Source organism: Arthrobacter sp. K4-10C (assembly GCF_059090085.1).
In genome coordinates this window covers 17,581-40,172 of the sequence record NZ_JBNHFI010000007.1, presented here as the reverse complement: position 1 = coordinate 40,172, position 22,592 = coordinate 17,581, and the positions used below count along the sequence as shown (strand labels likewise).

Here is a 22,592-nt window from a genome sequence, read left to right as displayed (position 1 = left end):
CCGAAGTCCCGCCAGCTTTGAGGGTCGGACAAAACGGCCCCGGTTAGGCCCCGGTCCCCTGATCCGTTCCAGCGCCCGCTCCATGCCACAAGCACGCGTCCACGTCGAACGGCAGCAGCTGGTCCTGCTCCGCCATCAGGTTGGCGCCGTGTGCCGTGACGCGCCGCATGTAGTGCCGCCGGCACAGCGTCTCGTACCCCACCACGGAAGCATGGCTGCCTTCCGCAGCGGCTGCCGGGTCTCCGGCCATGTCCACGTCACCAACCACCACCTGCGCACCCTCGGTGACCATGACGCCGTCGACCGTCCGGGCATTATGCGTTGCGCGCCGGCCGCACCAGCAAAGGGCCTCTACCTGCAGCACCTGCACCCGGTCTGCCAGTTCGATGAGCCGCTGGGAGCCGGGAAACAGGCGGGTGCGGAAATCGGCCGTGATGCCAAAAGCGAAGACGTCGACGTCGATTTCATCAACGACTTTGGCGAGCTGTTCCACCTGCTCCGGTGAGTAGAACTGCGCCTCGTCGCAAATCAGGTAGTCCACGCGCTGCCCCTGCGTGCGCCGGCGCATGACTTCCTCCCAGAAGTCGGTGCCGTCACCCACTTCCACCGCGTCCGTTTGGAGGCCCAGACGGCTGGAGATGCGGGACTCGCCGGCGCGGTCGTTGCGGCTGAACCGGACCCCGCCGCGCCCCCTGGCCCGGTGGTTGTGGTCCATCTGCAGTGCCAGGGTGGATTTGCCGCAGTCCATGGTGCCGGAGAAAAAGACGAGTTCAGCCACGGCGGGCACCCTTGCCGCCGGCGGTGAAGCACAGCAGCGGCACCTCACGCTCGGCCTTCGTCAGCGAGCCGTGCTGGCCCACCACTTCCATGGCCGTGGGGCGGCTGCGGCGCGTGTCGTACAGGGCAAGGCTGTCCCGGGCCGCGATCATGATGTCGCCAATCCTGCCTTCGACTGCGGGCCGGACCGGACCAAACAGGCCGGCGGACAGTGCGTCCTCCCGGGTGAACGCCCAGATCCTGCCGCGGAACCGGGCACGCCACGCTGCCAGCAGGCGGTCAGGGCTTGCACCCTCTTCGAGGTAGAGGTGGACCATCCGCGGCTCGCCGGCCGTGTGCCGGACCCCGTCCACCAGTGCCGGGTCGGCAGAAAAGTCGATGCGGTGCTGCTCGGCCACGTCCAGCATGCCGTGGTCGGCGGTGAGGAGGATAGTGGTGCCGGCCGGAAGCGAACCGCTGAGCCGCTTCACGGTGGCGTCCAGCTCCTCGAGCTGGTGTTCCCACTGTTCGGACTGGCAGCCGTAGCGGTGCCCTGCCTTGTCCAGCTCGTTCAGGTAGAAGTACATCAGGGATTTATCAGTGCCGGCCATGGCTTCCGCGGCTGCGGCTGTACGGGCGTGGGAGGTGGTCCCGGATACGAACTGGCCGCCGCGCAGGGCGGCACGGGTCATGGGAGAGTCACCAAACTGGGTCAGGCTGATGGTGGTGACGTCCACCTGCCCGGCAGCGCGCTCCAGCACCGTGGGGAAAGGCTGCCAGGACTCCGGCTCCACACCCGGATCCCAGTTCCCCAGCAGGTTGACCACCTTGTCCTGTTCGGGATCGAGCACGTCGTAGCCCACCATGCCGTGCTGGCCGGGCGGCAGTCCGGTCCCAAAGCTGGACAGGGCTGCTGCTGTGGTGGAAGGAAATGTCGAATCGAGCCAAACCGGGACGTCGCCCTGCCCGGCCTGAATTACGGAGCGCAGGAAGGGGGTGTGGGCGGTTTTTTGTTTCAGCAGGTTCCGGCCCAGGCCGTCGGCCAGGACCACGCAGACGCGAGGGGCTTCCGGGAGGCCGAGGGTGTTGGTGAAACCGTCGACGCCGAGGCTGGCCGCGGCGCTGGTCAGGACTTCCGCGACGGAGCGCCGTCCGTACGCCGGAGCGGGAGGAAGGTCCTGCGCCTGGCCAGCGGTGGCGAGGGGGGTGCTGACAGCCGGGTGCCGTTCTTCCGGCATCAGCGCTGCTGGTGGCCGCGGCTGAGGCGCGTACCGAAGACGCCGGCGCGCGGGCGCGGCGGGAGCGACTGTACATGGGGTACCGGTGCGCTCGAACCCGTGTTCACGGCGCGCAGGGCACGGGCGAAGAGTTTGGCGTCCTGGACCGCCTGCAGGCCGTCAGCCTCCGCGCTGATCCTCAGGACGATGTCTTCCTGGGCGATGGTGCCGGTGTAGCCGTGGTCCGCTTCACACTGCGGGTCGCCGCAGTTCGCAGGGCCCATGTCAAGCCGCTGACCGCCGGACCAGGCGATGGACAGCGTGAGTTCGCGGACGGGATCGGAGGGCTTGTAGTTCTGCGGCTGGGAGTACATGTAGCTGAGGACCACGGAACGGATCTGCGCGACGGGTACGGATTCGGTGGAAATCTGGGCGACGATCTGCTCGCCTGCTTCGTCCAGCTGCTGGTCGTCGACATGCGTGATGACCAGCATGTCCGAGGTCAGGACCAGGACGGTGATGTGCCGCCGGACTTCTGCCCGGTCGAAGTGGGTTTCCAGGTGCACCAGGTGGGCGACGCATTCCCGGCCATCCAGGGCATCGTCCACGACGTCGGCCACCAGCCGTGGGTAGAAGCCGGCCTTCTGCAGGGCGTCTTCCAGGCTCTGGCCCTGCGAAGCGTGGCTGTGTGAGCTGTGGTGGCGGACGGCCTGGTTTTCATTGCCGGGCGTTTCGGGCGCCGACGCGGGAGGCTGTGAGCTCATGACCCCATTTTCACAGATCGGCCACACACATTGCGAACCGCGTCAGCCCAACATGGCCCGCCGCGCGCTGTCCGTGCGCTGGGCGGCGTTGCCGATCCGGACGTCCGCGGCCAGGATGGTGGCGCCCGAGGTGCCGCACAGCACGGGGTTGAATTCCACCAGGGCAATCTCTGGATGGTTGTCCTTCAGCCAGGCCAGCCTCCCGGCCAGGTCCTCCAGTGCCGGTACGTCGACGGCGGGCAGCCCCTGGTAGGCGAACAGCTTCCTGGCCGCCCTGGGCGCGCGGATGAAGTCGTGCACGTCCGCGGCGGACAGGGGCGGCACCCTGTGGGCCCAGTCATCCAGCAGGGTGGTGGCGTCTCCGGCCAGCCCGAACGAAATGACAGGACCCAGCAGCGGGTCCTCGATGGCCCGGAAGGTGCACGCCTGGCCGACGGGCGCCATCGACTGCACCTCCAGTCCAGGGTCACCGTAGGCGGCGAGCGCACGGCGCATCTGGAGGACGTTTTGGCGCAGCGACCCGGGGTCCTGGATATCGAGCCGGACCCCGCCGAGGTCGAGCCGGTGCCGCAAGGCGGGAGCAGTGGTTTTCAAAGCCACGGGCCAGCCCAGCCCGTCGGCCGCCTGCACGGCCTGGTCCGGGGTATCGAAACCCACGGACGGAAGCACGGTGATGCCGTAGTGGCCCAGCAGGGAGGCGGCAGCTGCCGGGTCCAGCTGCTTGAGCTGCTCTCCCCGAACATCCCGCAGCAGGACCTCGAGCTCGGCGTGCGCCCTCCGTGGGTCGCAGCCGGCGGGTTCCACGAAGTGCCCCTGGTCGCGGGATACCCACTCCGAGTACCTCACCACGGCCGCGAGCGCTGCCACCGCCGCCCCGGGATTCGAGAAGCAGGGAACAGTGTGGTCCAGGGATCCCACCATGCCCTCAACGTAGACCGAGGGGTCCAGGATGCCGGTGAACGCCGCCACCACCGGCTTGCCGGCGGCTGCCGAGCACTCGGCGAGGACCTCGGCAATGCTGTCCACCGTGAGCCCGCGGGCGGGCAGGAGCGCCGCGACCGCGGAGTGCACGGCGTCGGATTGCAGTGCTTTCATCAGCCTTTCACGCAGGGCCGGCAGGGCAACGGACCGCCCCGCGTCGAGATCCAACCCCGTCACCAGCTGCGCGACGCTGAGCCCCTGGTCCGCGGCGCTGTCCGCCACCACTTTGCCCAGCGCCTGCGAGTTGCTGAAAATGGCGATCCCCGGTCCGGTGGGCAGCGGCTGGCCGGAAACAACCTGCGCCACGTCCACCAGCTGTTCGATGGTCTCCACCCGGATGACGCCGGACTGGCGAAGCATGGAATCCAGTGCCCCAACCGGCGCCTGGGTGGTACGGACGGCGTGGCCCGGGGGCAGCCGAAGGCCCATGGTGTCGGACTTGGCCACGATCACCGGCTTGGTGCGTGCCAGCCGCCTGGCCAGGCGTGAGAACTTGCGCGGGTTGCCGATGGACTCCAGGTAGAGGCCCACGGCGGAGGTGTCTGCGTCGTCCTCCCAGTACTGCATCATGTCGTTTCCGGAGACGTCCGCCCTGTTCCCCGCCGACAGGAACGTGGACAGGCCCAGCCGCCGCCGGCTGGAGGCGGCGTAGAGCGAGACGCCTATGGCCGCGGACTGGCTGAACAGGCCCAGGCTTCCGCGCAGCGGCAGCGTGGGCGCCATCGATGCGTTGAGCGAAACGTCGGGGTGCGTGTTCACGATGCCCAGCGAGGCCGGGCCTATGACGCGCATCCCGTTCGCCCTGGCCTGCCGCACCAGGTCCCGCTGCCGCTGGAGGCCGCGTTCGCCGTCGTCCGCGAAGCCGGCGGAGGCAATCACCAGGCCCTTCACGCCCGAGGCCGCGCAGTCCGCAACAACAGCCGGAACTTCCTCGTAGGGAACGGCAATGACGGCAAGGTGCACGGGATCCGGAACTTCGGACAGGCTGCCGAAGGACATCATGCCGGCCAGTTCCAGCGCCTCGGGATTGATGGCGTAGACCGGCCCCGGGTACTTGCCCTCGATGATGTGCTCCAGGAGCTGGTAACCCACCGTCCCCCATTTGCGGCTGGCGCCGATTACGGCAACGGACGACGGCGTCAGCAGGTCACGCACGCTCCTCGCCTCCGCGCGGTGCTCACGGGATTCCATGACAGCCCGGGATTTCTCGGTGGGGTCGATGTTGAACTCCAGGCTCACCACGCCGTCGTCGAAGTGGCGCTTGACGTCATAGCCTGCGTCGGAGAAGACCATCAGCATCTTGCGGTTCTCCGGCAACACCTCGGCGCTGAACCGGCGGATCCCGTTCTCGTGCGCCGCGGCGGCCAGGTGTTCCAGCAGGATCGATCCCAGTCCCCTGCCCTGGTGCGCGTCGGCGATGTTGAATGCAACCTCGGCCTCGGCAGGATCATCCAGCCGGTCGTAGCGCCCAATGCCGATGATTTCCCCGCGGCTGGTAATGACGAAGGCCACCCGGTCCTTGTAGTCCACCTCCGTGAAGCGCTTGAGCTCCTTGCTGGACAGCCTGGCCTTGAAGGCGAAGAACCGCATGTAAATTGAATCCTGGGACTGCCGCATGTGGAACGCCTGGACCGCATCGGCATCCGACGGATGGATGGGGCGCAGGTGCGCTGTTCCGCCGTCGCGCAGGACGACATCGGCTTCCCAATGTTCCGGATATTCGCCGTCCCCGGGCTGATCCACCATAGGCTTAGCCTAGCCAAAAACTACCGGAGCACTCCGGAAAGCTGCACAGTTACCCCCGAAGGACTTACCAACCCCATGGCCCGCCGCCAAAGTTCAGCCCCTCCCGTGGACACCACCCCCTACACGGAGAACATCGTTGATATCGATGTCACCTCCGAAATGGAGGGTTCCTTCCTGGAGTACGCGTATTCCGTCATCTACTCCCGGGCGCTTCCGGATGCGCGGGACGGGCTCAAGCCGGTCCAGCGCCGGATCCTGTACATGATGAGCGACATGGGCCTGCGACCGGACCGCGGGCACGTCAAGAGCGCCCGCGTGGTGGGCGAGGTGATGGGCAAGCTGCACCCGCACGGAGACACCGCGATCTATGACGCCATGGTGCGGATGGCGCAGGACTTCTCGCTGCGGCTGCCGCTGATCGATGGGCACGGCAACTTCGGCTCGCTCGACGACGGCCCGGCGGCTCCGCGGTACACGGAAGCCAGGCTTGCCGCCGCCGCCCTCACGCTCACCGACCATCTCGACGAAGACGTGGTGGACTTCGTCCCCAACTACGACAACCAGCTGACCCAGCCCGATGTCCTGCCCGCGGCATTCCCCAACCTGCTGGTCAACGGCGCCACCGGCATCGCCGTCGGCATGGCCACCAACATGGCCCCGCACAACCTGGTGGAGGTCATCTCGGCCGCGCGGCACCTAATCGCCCACCCGGACGCCACGCTGGACGACCTCATGCGCTTCGTTCCGGGACCCGACCTGCCCAGCGGCGGGCGGATCGTGGGCCTGGACGGCATCCGCGACGCCTACGCCACGGGACGGGGTTCCTTCAAGACCCGCGCCAAGGTGGAGGTGGAACAGCTCTCGGCCCGCCGTACCGGTTTGGTGGTCACCGAGCTCCCGTACATGGTGGGCCCGGAGAAGGTGATCGAGAAGATCAAGGACGCCGTCAACGCCAAGAAGCTGACGGGCATCAGTGACATTGTCGACCTGACGGACCGCAAGCACGGCCTGCGCCTGGTCATTGAGTTGAAGAACGGTTTCAACCCGAACGCCGTCCTGCAGCAGCTGTACCGCTACTCGCCGATGGAGGACTCCTTCGGCATCAACAACGTCACCCTGGTGGACGGCCAGCCCCGGACGCTGGGGCTGGTTGAGCTGCTGACGGTGTACGTGAACCACCGGATTGACGTGGTGCGCCGCCGTACCGTGTTCCGGCTAGGCAAGAAAAAGGACCGCCTCCACCTGGTGGAGGGCCTCCTCATCGCCATCGTGGACATCGACGAGGTCATCCAGATCATCCGGTCCTCGGACGAGGCAGCCGCGGCCCGTGCCCGGCTGATGTCCATCTACGACCTGTCCGAACTCCAGGCGAACTACATCCTGGAACTGCGGCTCCGCCAGCTCACCAAGTACTCCCGGATTGAGCTGGAGAAGGAGCAGGAGGAGCTGCGCCGCGAGATCGAGGAACTGGAGGCCATCCTGGGCTCCGAAGAACTCCTCCGCGGCGTGGTGTCCGACGAACTGGGCGCCATTGCTGAACAGCACGGCACGCCGCGGCGCACGGTCCTCCTGGAATCGGAGGCGGTCTCCCCCACGGTCGCCGCCGAACTGTCCGGGGCCAACGGCAAGAAGGGCAAGCCGGCAGCGCTGGCCCTGGAGATCTCTGACGATCCCTGCTGGGCCATCCTGACCGCTTCCGGCCAGATCGGCCGCACCAGCAACCAGGAGCCGCTGGCCGAGGCAGGGCCGCGGAGCAAGCATGACGTGTTCACGTCGGTGGTGAAGACGTCGGCCCGCGGGGAAATCGCGGCCGTCACCTCCCAGGGGCGCATGCTGCGTCTGCAGGTGATGGACATGCCCGTCCTCCCGCCGGTGACCGGACTGCCCAACCTCGCCGGCGGCGTACCCGCCAAGGACTTCCTCACACTGCTCAAGGGCGAAACCCTGGTGGCGTTCGTCCCGCTGGACGAGGTCCTCGCCATCGGCACTGCCCAGGGCGTGGTGAAACGGGTCCAGCCTGACTACCCGCTGAACCGCGAGGACTGGGAAGTCATCGCCCTGAAGGACAAGGACTTCGTGGTGGGCGTCGCGCCCGCCGGGGCCGATGACGCCGAACTGGTGTTCCTCACCAGCCAGGCGCAGCTGCTCAAATTCCCTGCAGCAAGCGTGCGTCCGCAGGGGCGAACGGCGGGCGGCATGGCAGGCATCAAGCTGGCAGCGGACGACCGGGTGGTCTTCTTCGGTGCGGTGCAGCCAAAGGACGAGGCCGCCGTCGTGGTCACCATCGCCGGGACCAACGGCGCGCTGCCCGGGACCGCACCCGGCACAGCCAAGGTGACCGCCTTCTCGGAGTACCCGGCCAAGGGCCGCGCCACCGCCGGTGTACGGGCGCACCGCTTCCTGAAGGGCGAAGACACGCTGCTCCTGGCCTGGGCCGGGCACGGCCCCGCCAAGGCGTCCTCGGCGGCCGGTGTTGCAAGGTCCCTGCCGCAGGAGCACGGACGGCGGGACGGTTCCGGCGTCCCGCTGTCCCAGCCGGTTGAGGCGGTGGGTCCTGCCATGGCGTGGCCCGATCCCGCTTAGACTGCTCCCATGCCTATCGTTCCCGATGAGAAGGACTGGACCTGGGTCCTGACGCGTCCTTGCCCGGAATGCTCGTTCGACGCTTCCACGGCCACGCCTTCAACGGTCCCAGGGACCGTTGAAAACATGCTGCCCCGGTGGCGTGCGGTCCTCCGCCGCCCGGACGTCGCGGAGCGCCCGAACGACTACACCTGGTCAGCGCTGGAGTACGCCTGCCATGTCCGTGACGTCTTCAGCCTGTTCGACCAGCGGCTGAACCTCATGCTGGACTCGGAAGACGCCCGGTTCGAGAACTGGGACCAGGACCGGACGGCCGTCGAGAAGGATTACGCCAGCGCGGACCCCGCGGTGGTGAGCGCCGAACTCACGGCCGAGGGCAAGCAGGTGGCCGAGTCCTTTGCCGGCGTGCGGGAATCGGAATGGGGCAGGAAAGGGCTGCGCAGCAACGGCGCGGAGTTCACTGTCCTGACGCTCGCCCGGTACTTCCTGCACGACGTCGTCCATCACCTTCACGACGTAGACGGCTAGGCGTCCCCCGCGATCGTTCCCGTCCGGGACGCCACCAGGGCATCGTCGCCTTCGGATGCGCAGGGCAGCACGAGCCGGGCATCCTCGATGGAGATGTCGGCGGGATTGTGCGTCACCAGCACCACCGTGCGGTCACGCAGGCCGTGGCGCAGGTCCGCCAGCATGTGGCGCGCGGATTCAGCGTCGAGGTGTGCCGTGGGTTCATCCAGGAGGATCACTTCGGCCCCCGTCATCAGGGTCCGGGCGACGGCGAGGCGCTGCCGCTCTCCCCCGCTCAGGAAGGCGCCGCCAGGGCCGATCCGGGTATCCAGGCCGTCGGGCAGGCGCTCCATCAGCCCGGTCAGGCCCACGGCAGCGATAACGGTGTCCATCTCCGCCTCCATGCCGTGTTCACCGTGGTTTGCGGGCCGGCCCAGCAGCAGGTTGCCGCGGATGGTCGAGTCGAAGAGGTGCGCCTCCTGGGGGCACCAGGCCGCCCGCCCGGTCACTCGCGCCTGGCCCGCCGCCACCGGAAGGAACCCCAGCAGGACCGCGAGCAGGGTGGACTTTCCAGAACCTGACGGACCTGTGACGGCCAGCCAGCGCCCCGGTTCCGCCACAGCGTCCAGCCCGGAGAACACCAGCGCACCGCCAGGCCACGCGGCGGCCAAATTGTCCAGTTCGACGCCGGGCGGGTTGCCGGCGCGGGCGGGTACGCGGTGGAGCCCGTCCAGGCTGTCCCCGCCCCGGTTCCCGGCCTCCAGGGCACCGGACCCGCCCACCCGCTGCAGGACTGTCCGAAGCGCCGGGAACTGGCGCACCGCCGTCGTCATGGCTGCGTAGGGTTCCACCAGCGCGAGGAGGAGCAGCACCACCACCGCCGCAGTTGCCGGCGCAATCCCGCCGTCGAGCACCGCCGGCGCGGCGAGCCAGGCGGCCCCGAGCGCCGCGGCACCGCAGGCCGCCGTCGTGATGGCATGCCCCAGGCCGTCCGCCCAGGCGGAACGCTGTGACGCCGCGGTGGCGCTGCGGTCCTGGGCCTGCAGGGCACCGAGGACGAGCGGCGACACACCGTTGGCATGGAGTTCCGCGCGGGCGTCCAGCGCCGCCGAAATCCGGCGCAGGACTCCTGATCGCAGGACCTGCTCCGCAGTGGCCGACTTCCGATCGCCCCAGAGGGCAATCACCGGGGCGAGCACCAGGCCGGCGACGGCCGCGGCGATGACGGCGGGCAGTGCGGACGGCACCAGCAGCCGGGTGGTGACCAGGGCGAGCACGGACACGGCCACGGCGGTCACCGGCGGCAGGACCACGCGGGGAAGCAGGTCCCGGACGGTGTCAACGTCGTCAATCACCGTTCCCAGCACGTTGCCGCCCTGGAGCAGGTGGCGGAGTGCGAGGGCGCGGCGGCTCAATGACTCCCAAAGCCGGCCCCGGAGCCTGGTGAGGGCGGTGAACACGGCGTCGTGCAGGAGGAGCCGCTCCCAGTACCGGAACACTGCCCGGCCAATGCCGAAGAAGCGGACGCCCACAATGGCTGTGAGCAGGTACAGGATGGGCGGCTGCTCGCTGGCGCGGATGATCAGCCAGCCGGAAAGGCCGGACAGGGCGACGGCGAAGACCGCCGCCAGCGTGCCCACCGCCGCAGCTGCCGCGAATTTGCCCTGTACGGGCGCCAGCAGGGCCGCCAGGAGCCGGACGGGCCTGCGCTGTATCGGGACTGCGCCGGCACCGCCTTCACCTGGACCACCACTGCCGGCCCTTGCTTTGCCGGCCCTTCCTTCGCCGGCCTCGGGGCCGAAACTGGCGGGTGCGGGCATGTCATATCCTGCGGAACCGCCGTCCGCTCCGGCGGTGCCTGCAGCGGCGGGCAGCGTACGCCTGGTCTCCCGACCTGCAGCGGCAGGCTGGTCCGCTGCCGTGCCACCCACCGGCACCAGGTGGTCGGCGAGGCTGCGGGTGCGCTCGTTGTGGGCCACCAGGATCACCGTCACCTGCCCGCGCAACCTTCCGATGGCGTCCTCCACCACCATGGCCGAATCGTCGTCCAGGTGGGCCGTGGGTTCGTCGAGCAGCAGCACGGTGGCGCCCGCCTCGATCCTCGCCAGACCGCGGGCCAGGGCAACCCTGCGGAGTTCCCCGGGGCTCAGCTCAGCCGGGCGTTTGGCGGCAAGGTGCCCCGCGGCGGCGCGGGCCAGGCAGGACCGGGCCATGTCTTCAGTGCGCGCACGGTCCCTGGAGTTGCGGGCATGGGCCGAAAGGTAGAGGAGCACCTCGTCCAAAACGGTGCCGGCCACCATGACGGGATGCTGGGGAACCCATGCCACTGCGCTGCGGTCCAGGCCTTTGACGGAACCGGTGATGGCCGTGCCGCCACCCTCTCCGATCGTGCCGGCCAGGACACCCAGCACGGTGCTTTTTCCCGCACCACTGGGCCCGTCCAGAGCGGTGATCCTGCTCTGGGGCGCTTCGAAGCTGAGGGGCCCGACGGCGGCCCTGGACCTTCCGTGATAGGTCACGGTGAGTGCGGACACAGTGATGGGCGCTCCCGGCCGTCCTGCCCGGACCGCCGCCAGCGGCTGCGACTCGGGCGATCCAGTCACTGCCGCGACCTCCGCGAGGGCCACCCGGCCGTCGTCGCTGGCGTGGTGGGCGGTGCCCAGCTCACGCAGGGGAAGGTAGCAGTCCGGGGCGAGGATCAGTGCCAGCAGTCCGGCCTCGAGGGGCATGTCGCCGTGCACCAGGCGCACGCCGATGAACACCGCCACGACGGCAACGGAGATGGTGGCGATCAGTTCGAGCGCCAGCGCGGACATGAAGGCGGTGCGGAGGGTGCCCATGGTGCGGGAGCGGTATTCCTCGGAGATCTCCTCGAGCGCCCTGCGCTGGGCGGAGGCACGCCCCAGACCCACCAGGACCGGCAGGCCCTTGGCCAGTTCCAGCATGTGGGCGGACAGCCTGGCCAGGGAGGACTGCGCCTCGCGCACCTTGTCCTCCGTGTACCGGCCGATCAGCACCATGAACAGCGGCACGAGCGGCACGGTGAGGACAATCACCACGGCGCTGACCCAGTCGGCAAAAAGGATCCGGGCGCCCAGCAGCAGCGGGATGGCTGCACAATTCACCAGGGCGGGGAGGAACTGCGTGTAGTAGCCGTCCAGGGCGTCCAGGCCGCGGGTGGCCAGCACGGCCAACCCGCCGTCTGCCGGGCCAGTGCTCCTGGCACCGTTGCGGAGCGCCCGCTCCAGCAGCCCGGAGCGCAGTTCCTCCTTGATGCCCAGCGCTGCCCGGCGGGCGGCAACCGCCTGCCCCCACACGGTCAGGGAGCGGAGCACCACTCCGGCCAGCCCCGGGACGAGCTGCCCGGCCCAGCCTGTCTCCCCGGCGGCCAATCCGGCCAGGGCGGAGGCTACGGCCTGGCCCATCAGGACCAGCGACAGCGCTTTGAGCGCTGCGAGGACGCCGAGCCAGTAGATCGCGGAACGGGTGGCCGGACCGGCGGGGAACGTAGGACGCACGTCAGCCCTTCGTGGTGAACGCCTTGGCGGCGACCGCCGGCAGGAAGCTGTGCGCCTCCGGGATGGAGGCGACGCTCACCCGGCGGCGGAACACCCAGTAGGTCCAGGCCTGGTATGCGATCACCAAGGGCAGGCCGAACGCGGCGACGATGCTCATAAGGCCCAGAGTGTAGTCCGACGAGGAAGCGTTTGAAATGGTGAGGTCGAATGCACTGTCCAGGGTGGACGGCAGGACCACGGGGAACACCGCGCCGAAGATGGACGCAGCGCCCAGCGCCAGGAACCCGCCGAGGGCCAGGAACGCTTTGCCTTCGGCTCCCGTGCGGGCACTCAGCCACGCCGTTGCAGCGGCGGCAACGGCGAGCAGGACGGCGGCCCAGGTCCACGGCTTTCCGGCCAGGAACTGGATGCTGAGCGCCCAGGCAGCGATGGGCAGGAGCAGCACCGGGAGCAGCCGGACGAACCACAGGCGGGCACGGTGCCGGACCTCGCCGTCGGTCTTCAACGCCAGGAACGCAAGGGCGTGGACCAGCGAGAACCCCACCACGGCCAGACCGCCGAGCACCGCATAGCCGCTGAACCAGGCGAAGGGCCCGCCTTCGCGGTCGCCGTTCGCGTTCAGGGGCAGTCCGGTGGTGGTCAGTGCCAGGGCTGCGCCGACGCCGAAGGCGGCGAAGAAGGATCCGAGGGCGATGGCCCAGTCCCACCGGGCACGCCAGCGGTCCGTGTCAACCTTGCCGCGGTATTCAAAGGCAACAGCGCGGAAGATCAGGGCAACCAGGACCACCAGCAGGGGCAGGTAGAGGGCGGAAAACAGGGAGGCGTACCAGAGCGGGAAGGCGGCGAACGTGGCACCACCGGCCGTGAGCAGCCAGACTTCATTGCCGTCCCACACCGGCCCAATGGTGTTCAGGAGCACGCGTCGCTCGGTGTTGTTGCGCGCAAAGGCTTTCATCAGCATTCCGACGCCCAGGTCAAATCCCTCAAGGAAGAGATACCCGGTCCACAGCACCGCGATGGCGATGAACCAGATGGTCGGCAGCAGTTCCATAGTTCGTTTCCTCTGCTTTGTGTCGGCTGCGGCTAGTAGGCGAAGGCCAGGACGTCGTCGGCGGGTTTGGCGCCGCCGGCCCCGCCAGGGCCCGGGGTGGCGTCCTCGTTTTCATCCGCCGGCAGGTGGGCCAGTTCCGGCATCGCGGAGACCACGCCGCCCCGGATGTACTTGACCAGCAGCTTCACCTCCACCACCAGCAGGACGGCGTACACGGCGGTCAGGGTGACGAGCGAGGCCAGCAGTTCCGCTGCCGAAACACCCGGGGAGACAGCCGCCGCGGTGAACATGAATACCTGGTCGATGCCGTTGGGGTCGGGGTTGGGGGCCACCACGAACGGCTGGCGGCCCATTTCGGTGAAGATCCAGCCTGCTGCGTTGGCGCCGAACGGGGCCATGATGCCCAGGACAGCCAGCCGCATGAGCCACGGGGACCGGGGAACCGTTCCGCTCCGGGTGAGCCACAGTGCCACGAGTGCTGCCAGCGCCGCGAGCCCGCCGAAACCGATCATCATGCGGAAGCCCCAGTAGGTGACTTCCATGACCGGCAGGTAATCGATCTCCTGACCGGCACGTTCGCCGTAGATCGGGTTGTCGGGGAGGTGTGTGCCGTAGTTGGCCTGGTATTCGGGCAGCAGGGTGTTGACGCCCTTGACCTCGGTGGTGAAGTCGCCTTTGGCCAGATAGGAGAGGATGCCGGGGACTTCGATCAGGGCCACAATGTCGTCGCAGTTCTGGGAACCGAGGTTGCCGATGCTCAGGACGGAGAAGCCGGTGCCGTCGTGGCAGGCAGCTTCCGCTGCTGCCATCTTCATGGGCTGCTGCTCGAACATCAGCTTGCCCTGGAGGTCGCCCGTGACGGCCGTGCCGGCAAAGGAGATCATGGCCACCACGGCCCCGATCCGCAGGGACCGGATCCATACGGTGTGGTCGGCACGGTCGCGTCCGGGGATTGTTGCAGACTCCCCCGGGATGACCTTGCCGTCGGCACCCACGGTGTCCACGCCGTCGCGCCGCCTGCGCCAGAGGTGGTACCAGGCGATGCCGAGCAGGAAGCCGCCCGCCACGGCCAGCGCACCGAACAAGGTGTGCGGCACAGCCACCAGCGCAGTGTTGTTGGTGAAGACTGCCCAGGCGTCGGTCATGACCGGCCGGCCGTCCACCATCTCCACACCCACGGGGTGCTGCATCCAGCTGTTGGCCACGATGATGAAGTAGGCGGAGAACACGGAGCCAATCACGGCAACCCACAGGCAGGCAAGGTGGATGGCGGGCTTCAGCTGCTTCCAGCCGAAGATCCAGAGCCCCAGGAACGTGGACTCGACGAAGAATGCCAGCAGTGCCTCAAGGGCCAGCGGGGCGCCGAAGACGTCGCCCACAAACCTGCTGTACTCGCTCCAGGCCATGCCGAACTGGAATTCCTGCACGATGCCCGTGGCAACACCCATGATGAAGTTGATGAGGAACAGCTTTCCCCAGAACTTGGTCATCCGCAGGTACTCCGGCTTGCCGGTGCGGTGCCAGAGGGTTTGCATGATGGCCACCACCAGGCCCAGGCCGATGGTCAGCGGGACCATCATGAAGTGGTAGACCGTGGTGATACCGAATTGCCAGCGTGCGATTTCCAAGGCGTCCAAGGCAGTCCCTACTGTTAGCCAATGCAGTTTTCTACACCTCGTAGAACTAACTTCTACCGAGTGTAGAACAACGCCCGCGCGCTGTAAACCGGCTCCAGCCCACCGACGCAATACGCCGGCATGCCGCCCATCACATGTTCTACCCAACGTAGAAAGTAACGCCGATTCGGGGTAGATTTATAGATGTAGTTGAAGAAGCCGCGTGTAGTCACTGGCGCTGGAAGGCGCACGGTGCGGGGAACAAAGGAAGAGTGCGATGGCAAGTCTTGGTGAACTGGAACGGGCAGTAATGGATCTGCTCTGGGCGGGCCAGGAAGCTGCTACGGCGAACACCCTGCGGGACCAGCTGGCCCGAACGTCCGCAGGGCAGGGCGGGTCCGCGCACGAGGGCAAGGAACTCGCGGTTACCACCGTGCTCACCGTGCTGTCCCGGCTTGAAAAGAAGGGGCTGGTGGAGCGCGAACGCGGCACCCGACCGCACCGCTACCAGGCTGTCTCCAGCCGTGCAGAGCACACGGCGGAGCTCATGCACGAGGTCCTGGGGTCTGCTCCGGACCGCGAAGCCGTGCTGGCACGCTTCATTGGATCTGTTTCCGAAAACGAAGCCGAAACACTGCGCAAACTGCTTGGCCACCTTTAGCCAACCATGTTCTGGGCCTCATACCTGCTGGCGGTCCTGGCGGTAGTACTGGCCTGGCCGGTACCCATCCTTCTTTCGCGTGCGCAGTGGCCCGCCCGCTCTCCGTTCACAGCCATGCTCCTCTGGCAGGCGATCGCCCTCGCCGGCGGGCTGTCCATGATCGGTGCCATGCTCGTCTATGGGCTGGAGCCCATCGGCGACAACCTGATTGCCGGGCTTCGGGCGCTCACCGGGATGGTGCTTTTCAACGCCCCCACCACGGCCCTGGGGTTCTGGCACATCTTCGCGTTGTCGGCAGCTGCACTGCTGACAGCCCACCTCGTCTTCACCCTGCTGCTGACCTACTACAAGATCGAGCGGCAGCGTCGGCGCCACCGCGAACTGCTTGCACTGCTGGCTTCGCCCTCAGGGCAGGACGCCGCAACCCTGGTGATAAGCCATGATTCTCCGGTGGCCTACTGCCTGCCCGGCGGGGCCCGGTCGGTGACCGTTTTGTCCGACGGCCTGATGGCTGCCCTTGAACCGGCGGAACTACGCGCCGTCCTGATCCACGAGAATGCCCACCTCAGCCAGCGGCACCACCTGCTCCTGTGGGCCTTCGCGGCGTGGCGGCAGGCCCTGCCCTGGCTTCCCACCACCCGGCTGGCCCAGGAGTCCGTCAACTCACTCATCGAGATGCTGGCTGACGACGTCGCCCTCAAGAGCGAGAGCAAAGCAACGCTGATCAAGGCCATCGCCATCGTTGCCAGCGGGTCGCCGCAGGGAACCACCGGGGCCGACCTCCGTCCGGCAACGTCCAGCCTGGCCCTTTCCGGCCTCGACGCCGGGAATGGTGTCATGGCGTCGGATTCAGCCCGTACCACCGCGTCCAGGGTCAGCCGCCTGCTGTCGCCGCAGCCCCAGCTGCCGGGCGCCGTGCGCAGCCTGGTCCTGACCGGCTGCATCTTGCTGCTGGCCCTGCCGACGGCCCTCCTGGTGGGCCCCGGCCTGCTGGGCTGAGCACGGTTTACCAGGAACTCCTAATCGGAGACCCGGCGGAACTTCGCCGAAGCCCCGGCCACAGGGAATCACTTAAATGACGGCGTAACAATTTGCCCCACTTTTGTGACCTATGCCATATTCGAACCATGATGAGCCTGTTGGACAGCTGGACTGCTGGACAAGAAAAAGTTGTTCGCATCGGCGCCGCTGAAGCGGTGCTGGCCACCCTGCGCAACGCCATCGAGACCGGCAAGATCGCCGTTGGCTCCAGGCTGGACTCCGAGGCCACGTTGGCGCAGCAGTTTGGCGTCAGCAGAACCATGGTCCGGGAGGCCCTGAAGTCCACCAATGCCTTGGGCCTGACCGTGACCCGGACAGGCAAAGGTACATATGTAATCGCCGACAGGGTTGCCCAGGACCTCAAACTGGGCAAGTACTCGGCACGCGAACTCCTGGAGGCACGGCCGCACATCGAGGTCCCGTCCGCCAGCCTGGCCGCGAAGCATCGCAGCCAGCAGGACGTGGAATCACTCCGGGAAATCCTCCAGGCCATGGACGAAGAAGAAGACCTTGAACAATGGGTCATCCTGAACTCCGAGTTCCACGCGATCATCGCCCGCAGCAGCGGCAACGGCGTGTTCGCTTCGATGCTTTCCGATATCGATGAAGCAATGGCCAACCAATCCAGCACCCTCAATCAAGTGGTGGACCGCAGGAAAGAATCCGGCCTTGAGCACGCGGCCATTTTCGAAGCCATCGAAAGAGGCTCCGCGGAAGACGCCGGGCTGGCCATGATGCGCCATCTCCACGGCGTCGAGGGAACGCTCTCGGCCGTGCTCCCGGCTCCTCCGCACCCCCACGGCCACGCCTGACGTCCCTCCCGGCGCCGCGTTACCCCACCTCCAGTCATGCAGCACCGCAAACCGGAGCCGATCGGTCATGCCCGGCAGCCGGACCGGCCGGACCACGAAATACACCACCGGACGCGGATTCAATGACGAATCCAGACCGTCCTTCACTGCCGCCCACGGGCGCCGAAGTTACAAGGAACACAATGAAAAACGACGTCGTCACCGATACCCCTGAGCAACCCAGCACAGCCGACTCCGAACGCGTCCTGGTGCACTGACCGCCAGGCACCGGCACCGTTGAAGGACACAGCCTTGACCACGACCGCAACCCCGAGCACCGGACGGCCACCGCACCCCCGGACTGAACAAACGAAGACACAGATCATCGCCTACCTGTCCCACCACGGGGCAAGCAAGGTCTCCGATATCACCCAAGGCATCCCCGCCTGCAAAGACACCATCAAGGCCCGCCTCGTGGAACTCGAGGCAGCGGGAACCATCCGGGTGAACATCCCTGTCGGCCAACGTGGCGGAACCACGCCCTACTACTCGCTCAGCAGCACCGGAACCCGATCCGCCACTCCCAAAACAGCGATCACCGTCTATATAAGACAGGCCACCGACGGGCAGTTGACACTGGCGTTCGACAACCACCCGGGACTCACCGCCACCGCCAGCAGCTTCATCGACATCCCTGCGGCGGCGCGCGAAGCTGCCGCAGACCACACCGGTCAACCCGAAGACAGCTTCACAGTCCACATCCGCTTCTAGCCACGCCTCACCGAAGGAGCGCCAACCCCCTGCCAAATTCTTCCGCTATTTGTTGTCTCCCGTGCCCGGACAACAGCAGCATGTCCGAGCACGGGAGACAAAACGATCAAGGAAGAAGAGGGCTTCGCGAATCGTTCAGGCCGCCCGCCAGTCAGGCGTCAATGCGCTCCCGGTCAAGGCTGGCCGCGCCGGCGATGATGAAGTCCTTGCGCGGGGACACATCCGAACCCATCAGCAAGTCGAATATCTCCTCCGCCTGCTTGGCGTTTTCGATGCCCACCTTGCGCAGCGTCCGGTGCCGCGGATCCATGGTGGTCTCAGCCAGCTGTTCTGCGTCCATCTCGCCCAGCCCCTTGTAACGCTGGATCGGCTCCTTGTACCGCTTGCCTTCCTTGGCCAGCCGCGCAAGCAGGATATGCAGCTCGGCTTCCGAATACGTGTAGATCATCTCGTTGGCCTTCTGGCCGGCGTTGATCACTTCCACCCGGTGCAGCGGAGGCACGGCGGCAAAGACCCTTCCCTCGTCGATCATGGGGCGCATGTAGCGGAAAAACAGGGTCAGCAGGAGTGTGCGGATGTGCGCACCGTCCACGTCGGCATCTGTCATCAGGATGACCTTGCCGTAGCGCGCGGCGCTGATATCGAAGCTGCGGCCGGACCCGGCACCCACCACCTGGATCAGCGCCGCGCACTCGGCATTGGAGAGCATGTCCCCCACCGAGGCCTTCTGGACGTTCAGGATCTTGCCGCGGATGGGCAGCAGGGCCTGGAAGTCTGAGGACCGGGCGAGCTTGGCGGTTCCCAGCGCGGAGTCCCCTTCCACGATGAAGAGTTCGGAACGTTCGACGTCGTCCGTCCGGCAGTCAGCAAGCTTGGTGGGCATCGAGGAAGTTTCAAGCGCGTTCTTGCGCCGCTGGGTTTCCTTGTGCACGCGCGCGGAGATACGCGACTTCATCTCGTTGACGATCTTCTCGAGCAGAAGAGCGGTCTGCGCTTTGTCGTTCCGGTTCGACGAGGTGAGCTTGGCGTTGATCTCGCGCTCCACCACCTTGGAAACGATGGCGCGCACCGCCGAGGTGCCCAGGATTTCCTTGGTCTGTCCCTCGAACTGCGGTTCTGCGAGCCGGACAGTGAGGACCGCGGTGAGGCCGGCGAAAATGTCGTCCTTCTCGATCTTGTCGTTGCCTGCCTTGAGCTTGCGGGCATTGTTTTCCACCGCTTTGCGGAAGGTCTTCACCAGGGCCTGCTCGAAGCCGGACTGGTGCGTGCCGCCCTTGGGGGTGGAGATGATGTTGACGAAGCTGCGGACGGTGCTGTCGTAGCCAATCCCCCAGCGGAGGGCAACGTCCACTTCGCAGTCGCGTTCGACCTCCGCAAGCTGGCTGTGCCCGCGCTCATCCAGGACCGGTACGGTTTCCTTGAACTTGCCCGAGCCGTGCAGCCGCCACACGTCCGTGACCGCAGGATCGGCCGCCAGGAAATCGACGAACTCGGAGATGCCGCCGTCGTGATGGAACACTTCCTCGTGCGGGCCGGCTTCTCCCGGGGTCCCGGCCACCCTGCGCTCGTCCCGGACCGTGAGCTTGAGCCCGGGGACCAGGAAGGACGTTTGCCGGGCACGGGCAACCAGCTCGTCGTACGAAAACTTAGCGTCCGGAGTGAAGATCTGCCTGTCGGCCCAGTACCGGATCCGGGTTCCCGTGACGCCGCGCTTTGCCTTCCCAACGACATCCAGGACGGAGTCCTCCACGAACGGGGTGAACGGAGCCGCCGGATCAATGCGGGAACCGGTGTCCTGGAACCGGCCCGGCTCACCGCGCCGGAAAGACATCTTGTAGGTCTTGCCGCCGCGGTCCACCTCCACGTCCAGCCGTGAGGAAAGGGCGTTGACCACGGAGGCGCCCACGCCGTGCAGGCCGCCGGACGCCGTGTAGGAGCCGCCGCCGAACTTGCCGCCGGCGTGAAGCTTAGTAAACACCACTTCGACGCCGGTGAGTCCTGTCTTCGGTTCCTTGTCGATCGGGATGCCACGGCCGTCGTCGTGGATTTCCACGGAGTTGTCCGCATGGAGGATGATCCTGATGTCATGGCCGAACCCTGCCAGCGCTTCATCCACGGAGTTGTCGATGATTTCCCAGAGGCAGTGCATGAGGCCACGGGAGTCGGTGGAACCGATGTACATGCCCGGGCGCTTGCGGACGGCTTCCAGGCCCTCCAGCACAGACAGGTGCCGGGCAGTGTAATCAGAACTAGGTGCCACTGGTGTTGAACTCCTTCAGGACAAAGCGGGCGCCGAAAGCGCTCCCTCTAGGGTAGTCGGACCCGGCTTGGAAGGCGGTCTGCCACACTGCAGAGGGCCTTGTGGACCGCGCCACTACCTCCGTCTTCCGGCTCGGCAGGTGAATCTTGACCGAACCTTGCGGATACGCGCACAGCGAACTTGCCCCATCCTTGCGATGGTTTTGTTACGAATACTGGTTATATAGACGTACAGATCTACTTAGGAGGCCGACATGACAACAGCAGTGGCAGACCGCACGCTCAACGCCCTCGACCGGTGCGATCGTTGCGGAGCCCAGGCATATGTGCGGGTTGTACTCGAGTCCTCCGGCGGTGAGCTGCTGTTCTGCGGCCACCATGCCCGTGCAGTCGAGGCAACGCTCAAGCCGTTGAGCTCCGACTGGCACGATGAGACGGCCAGGCTTCACGAGAAAACCCCCGTAGAAGTCGACTAGTCGCACCACGACCCCAAGGAATGGGATTCCTCCAACCGGAGGGATCCCATTCCCCTTTTAACCCCGCCCTCTGTTCGGTTATAGGGTTCGGTTATAGGCCCTGGCAGCCTGCATTGCCCCTTAACGCGAGCAACGCGGCGCCATTCGGCCCGGTAGATTTATCTTCCCGGGCCGAATGACTCCGCGTTGCAAGGTGCGTCGTTCTGCAGCGCTAAGGCCTAGTCCAGGTAGTCCCGCAGCACCTGCGACCGCGAGGGGTGGCGGAGCTTGGACATGGTCTTCGATTCGATCTGGCGGATGCGCTCACGCGTGACTCCGTAGACCTTGCCGATTTCGTCTAAAGTCTTCGGCTGCCCGTCGGTCAGGCCGAACCGCATGGCCACGACGCCTGCCTCGCGCTCGGACAGGGTGTCCAGCACGGAGTGCAACTGCTCCTGCAGCAGCGTAAAGCTCACGGCGTCTGCAGGAACGACGGCCTCCGAGTCCTCGATCAGGTCGCCGAACTCGGAGTCGCCGTCCTCACCCAGCGGAGTGTGGAGCGAGATGGGCTCGCGGCCATACTTCTGGACCTCCACTACCTTTTCGGGCGTCATGTCCAGCTCAAGTGCCAGCTCTTCGGGCGTGGGTTCGCGGCCGAGGTCCTGAAGCATCTGGCGCTGGACACGGGCCAGCTTGTTGATGACTTCAACCATGTGTACCGGGATACGGATGGTGCGGGCCTGGTCTGCCATGGCGCGGGTGATGGCCTGGCGGATCCACCAGGTGGCGTAGGTGGAGAACTTGAAGCCCTTGGTGTAGTCGAACTTCTCCACTGCGCGGATCAGGCCCAGGTTGCCTTCCTGGATGAGGTCCAGGAAGAGCATGCCGCGGCCGGTGTACCGCTTGGCGAGCGAGACAACCAGGCGGAGGTTGGCCTCCAGCAGGTGGTTCTTGGCGCGCTTGCCGTCGTGGATGATGAATTCCAGTTCCCGCTTGTACTTCGGGTCCATGGAGCCGTCGTCGGCGGCAATCTTCTCTTCGGCAAACAAACCGGCTTCGATGCGGAGGGCAAGGTCGACTTCCTGCTCGGCGTTGAGCAGTGCGACCTTTCCGATCTGCTTCAGGTAGTCCTTGACGGGGTCGGCAGTGGCGCCGGCGGACATAACCTGCTGCACGGGGGCATCATCGTCGTCGGCGTCCGAGTAGACGAAGCCCTTGCCACTGCCGGCTACGGCCTTGGCGGGATCGGCGTCGCTGTCGGCGTCCTCGACGGCCTCCGGCCCCTCAAGGATGATGTCGTCGAGGTCCTCCTCGACGTCCTCGGTGTCATCGGGGTCAACGTCACCGGCGGAAGCCTTGTTGGCGGCCTCCGCAGCTGCCTTGGCGCCGGGCTTGGGCCCGCGCTTCTTCGGCTCGCGCTTGCCGTCCGCGCCGGCGGGTGCCTTGGTAGCTGCCCGCTTTGCGCCGGTCGCAGCCTGCTTGTCCTCGGCGGACAAATCGTCCTGGGCGGCGGGGTCCTTCTTCGTGGAAGACGGGGTCACAGAAAACCTTTCTAGCGGTGGTCTGTGGAATCGCCATACGGGCAACACCACTATGACCCTGTCAAGTCCGTGGTGAAAACCAAGCGCCACCACGGCCGGCAGAGTCTCTTAACAGAACTGCCGGAGCCGCTGGAATGTTCCCTGAAGGGCACATCAACAAGCGCTCGATACACGGACCCAACCGGGTCTCGGCATCCATTGTCTCATGTTTTCCCCGGATCGGGCCTCCCGGTCCCCGAAACACCCCGACCGCGCACGGACCGGGCTGCCGGCCCCTGCCGCCGGCCCAACCCGGCACAACCCGGCACAAAGCGTTTGGGCGCGTCCCATTTCC

The 22,592-nt window shown here is 66.7% G+C and carries 16 protein-coding genes; 7 read left to right on the top strand and 9 right to left on the bottom strand.

Going from position 1 to position 22,592, the window contains the following annotated elements:
* Positions 1-43 precede the first annotated feature (43 nt).
* Genes AC5RUU_RS11010 through AC5RUU_RS10995 form a run of 4 tightly spaced genes read right to left on the bottom strand, consistent with a single transcriptional unit; the run spans position 44 to position 5,464 of the window.
* Positions 44-778, bottom strand: a complete 735-nt coding sequence (locus AC5RUU_RS11010; RefSeq protein WP_493975251.1) for a thymidine kinase — start codon at positions 776-778, stop codon at positions 44-46.
* Positions 771-1,994 (bottom strand): alkaline phosphatase family protein, encoded by a 1,224-nt coding sequence (locus AC5RUU_RS11005; RefSeq protein WP_493975250.1) that lies wholly within the window; start codon positions 1,992-1,994, stop codon positions 771-773. Before AC5RUU_RS11005 ends, AC5RUU_RS11010 begins: the two co-directional genes overlap by 8 nt.
* Positions 1,994-2,737, bottom strand: coding sequence for a DUF5998 family protein (locus AC5RUU_RS11000; protein ID WP_493975249.1), 744 nt, complete (start codon positions 2,735-2,737; stop codon positions 1,994-1,996). The genes AC5RUU_RS11005 and AC5RUU_RS11000 overlap by 1 nt, the downstream gene beginning before the upstream one ends.
* 42 nt (positions 2,738-2,779) lie before the next feature.
* Positions 2,780-5,464 (bottom strand): bifunctional acetate--CoA ligase family protein/GNAT family N-acetyltransferase, encoded by a 2,685-nt coding sequence (locus tag AC5RUU_RS10995; protein WP_493975248.1) that lies wholly within the window; start codon positions 5,462-5,464, stop codon positions 2,780-2,782.
* A 75-nt stretch (positions 5,465-5,539) separates the two neighbouring features.
* Here AC5RUU_RS10995 and AC5RUU_RS10990 point away from each other — a divergent pair, with 75 nt between their 5' ends.
* The gene (locus tag AC5RUU_RS10990; protein ID WP_493975247.1) at positions 5,540-8,047 is read left to right on the top strand and encodes a DNA gyrase/topoisomerase IV subunit A; all 2,508 of its coding nucleotides are present in this window, start codon (positions 5,540-5,542) and stop codon (positions 8,045-8,047) included.
* Between the two features lie 9 nt (positions 8,048-8,056).
* Positions 8,057-8,575 carry a DinB family protein gene (locus AC5RUU_RS10985; RefSeq protein ID WP_493975246.1) on the top strand — a complete coding sequence of 173 codons (519 nt, stop codon included), beginning with the start codon at positions 8,057-8,059 and terminating at the stop codon, positions 8,573-8,575.
* Here the strand turns inward: AC5RUU_RS10985 and cydD are convergent.
* From cydD to AC5RUU_RS10970, 3 genes are read right to left on the bottom strand one after another with little or no spacing between them, the layout of a single operon-like run.
* On the bottom strand, positions 8,572-12,072 hold the full coding sequence (gene cydD, locus AC5RUU_RS10980; protein WP_493975245.1) for a thiol reductant ABC exporter subunit CydD: 3,501 nt from the start codon (positions 12,070-12,072) through the stop codon (positions 8,572-8,574). The genes AC5RUU_RS10985 and cydD overlap by 4 nt on opposite strands.
* Before the next feature lies 1 nt (position 12,073).
* Entirely contained in the window at positions 12,074-13,123 is a 1,050-nt protein-coding gene (gene cydB, locus AC5RUU_RS10975) for a cytochrome d ubiquinol oxidase subunit II (protein WP_493975244.1), read from the bottom strand.
* A 32-nt stretch (positions 13,124-13,155) separates the two neighbouring features.
* Positions 13,156-14,760 (bottom strand): cytochrome ubiquinol oxidase subunit I, encoded by a 1,605-nt coding sequence (locus AC5RUU_RS10970; protein WP_493975243.1) that lies wholly within the window; start codon positions 14,758-14,760, stop codon positions 13,156-13,158.
* 256 nt (positions 14,761-15,016) lie between these two features.
* Here AC5RUU_RS10970 and AC5RUU_RS10965 point away from each other — a divergent pair, with 256 nt between their 5' ends.
* The 4 genes from AC5RUU_RS10965 (at position 15,017) to AC5RUU_RS10950 (ending at position 18,003) form a co-directional block, all read left to right on the top strand.
* Positions 15,017-15,400 carry a BlaI/MecI/CopY family transcriptional regulator gene (locus AC5RUU_RS10965; RefSeq protein ID WP_493975242.1) on the top strand — a complete coding sequence of 128 codons (384 nt, stop codon included), beginning with the start codon at positions 15,017-15,019 and terminating at the stop codon, positions 15,398-15,400.
* 6 nt (positions 15,401-15,406) lie between these two features.
* A complete protein-coding gene (locus AC5RUU_RS10960; protein WP_493975241.1) occupies positions 15,407-16,399 on the top strand; it encodes a M56 family metallopeptidase in 993 nt (330 codons plus the stop codon).
* A 131-nt stretch (positions 16,400-16,530) separates the two neighbouring features.
* Complete coding sequence (locus AC5RUU_RS10955) at positions 16,531-17,253, top strand: FadR/GntR family transcriptional regulator (protein ID WP_493975462.1); 723 nt, start codon at positions 16,531-16,533, stop codon at positions 17,251-17,253.
* Between the two features lie 291 nt (positions 17,254-17,544).
* A complete protein-coding gene (locus tag AC5RUU_RS10950; RefSeq protein ID WP_493975240.1) occupies positions 17,545-18,003 on the top strand; it encodes a hypothetical protein in 459 nt (152 codons plus the stop codon).
* 151 nt (positions 18,004-18,154) lie between these two features.
* Here the strand turns inward: AC5RUU_RS10950 and AC5RUU_RS10945 are convergent, their stop codons facing one another.
* Complete coding sequence (locus AC5RUU_RS10945) at positions 18,155-20,263, bottom strand: DNA gyrase/topoisomerase IV subunit B (protein WP_493975239.1); 2,109 nt, start codon at positions 20,261-20,263, stop codon at positions 18,155-18,157.
* Between the two features lie 253 nt (positions 20,264-20,516).
* Between AC5RUU_RS10945 and AC5RUU_RS10940 the strand changes: the two genes are divergently transcribed.
* The gene (locus tag AC5RUU_RS10940; protein ID WP_493975238.1) at positions 20,517-20,738 is read left to right on the top strand and encodes a DUF7455 domain-containing protein; all 222 of its coding nucleotides are present in this window, start codon (positions 20,517-20,519) and stop codon (positions 20,736-20,738) included.
* Between the two features lie 218 nt (positions 20,739-20,956).
* Here AC5RUU_RS10940 and AC5RUU_RS10935 read toward each other — a convergent pair whose 3' ends face one another.
* Positions 20,957-22,258: an RNA polymerase sigma factor gene (locus AC5RUU_RS10935; RefSeq protein ID WP_493975237.1), complete on the bottom strand. Its 1,302-nt coding sequence runs from the start codon at positions 22,256-22,258 to the stop codon at positions 20,957-20,959.
* Between the last annotated feature and the right edge of the window lie 334 nt (positions 22,259-22,592).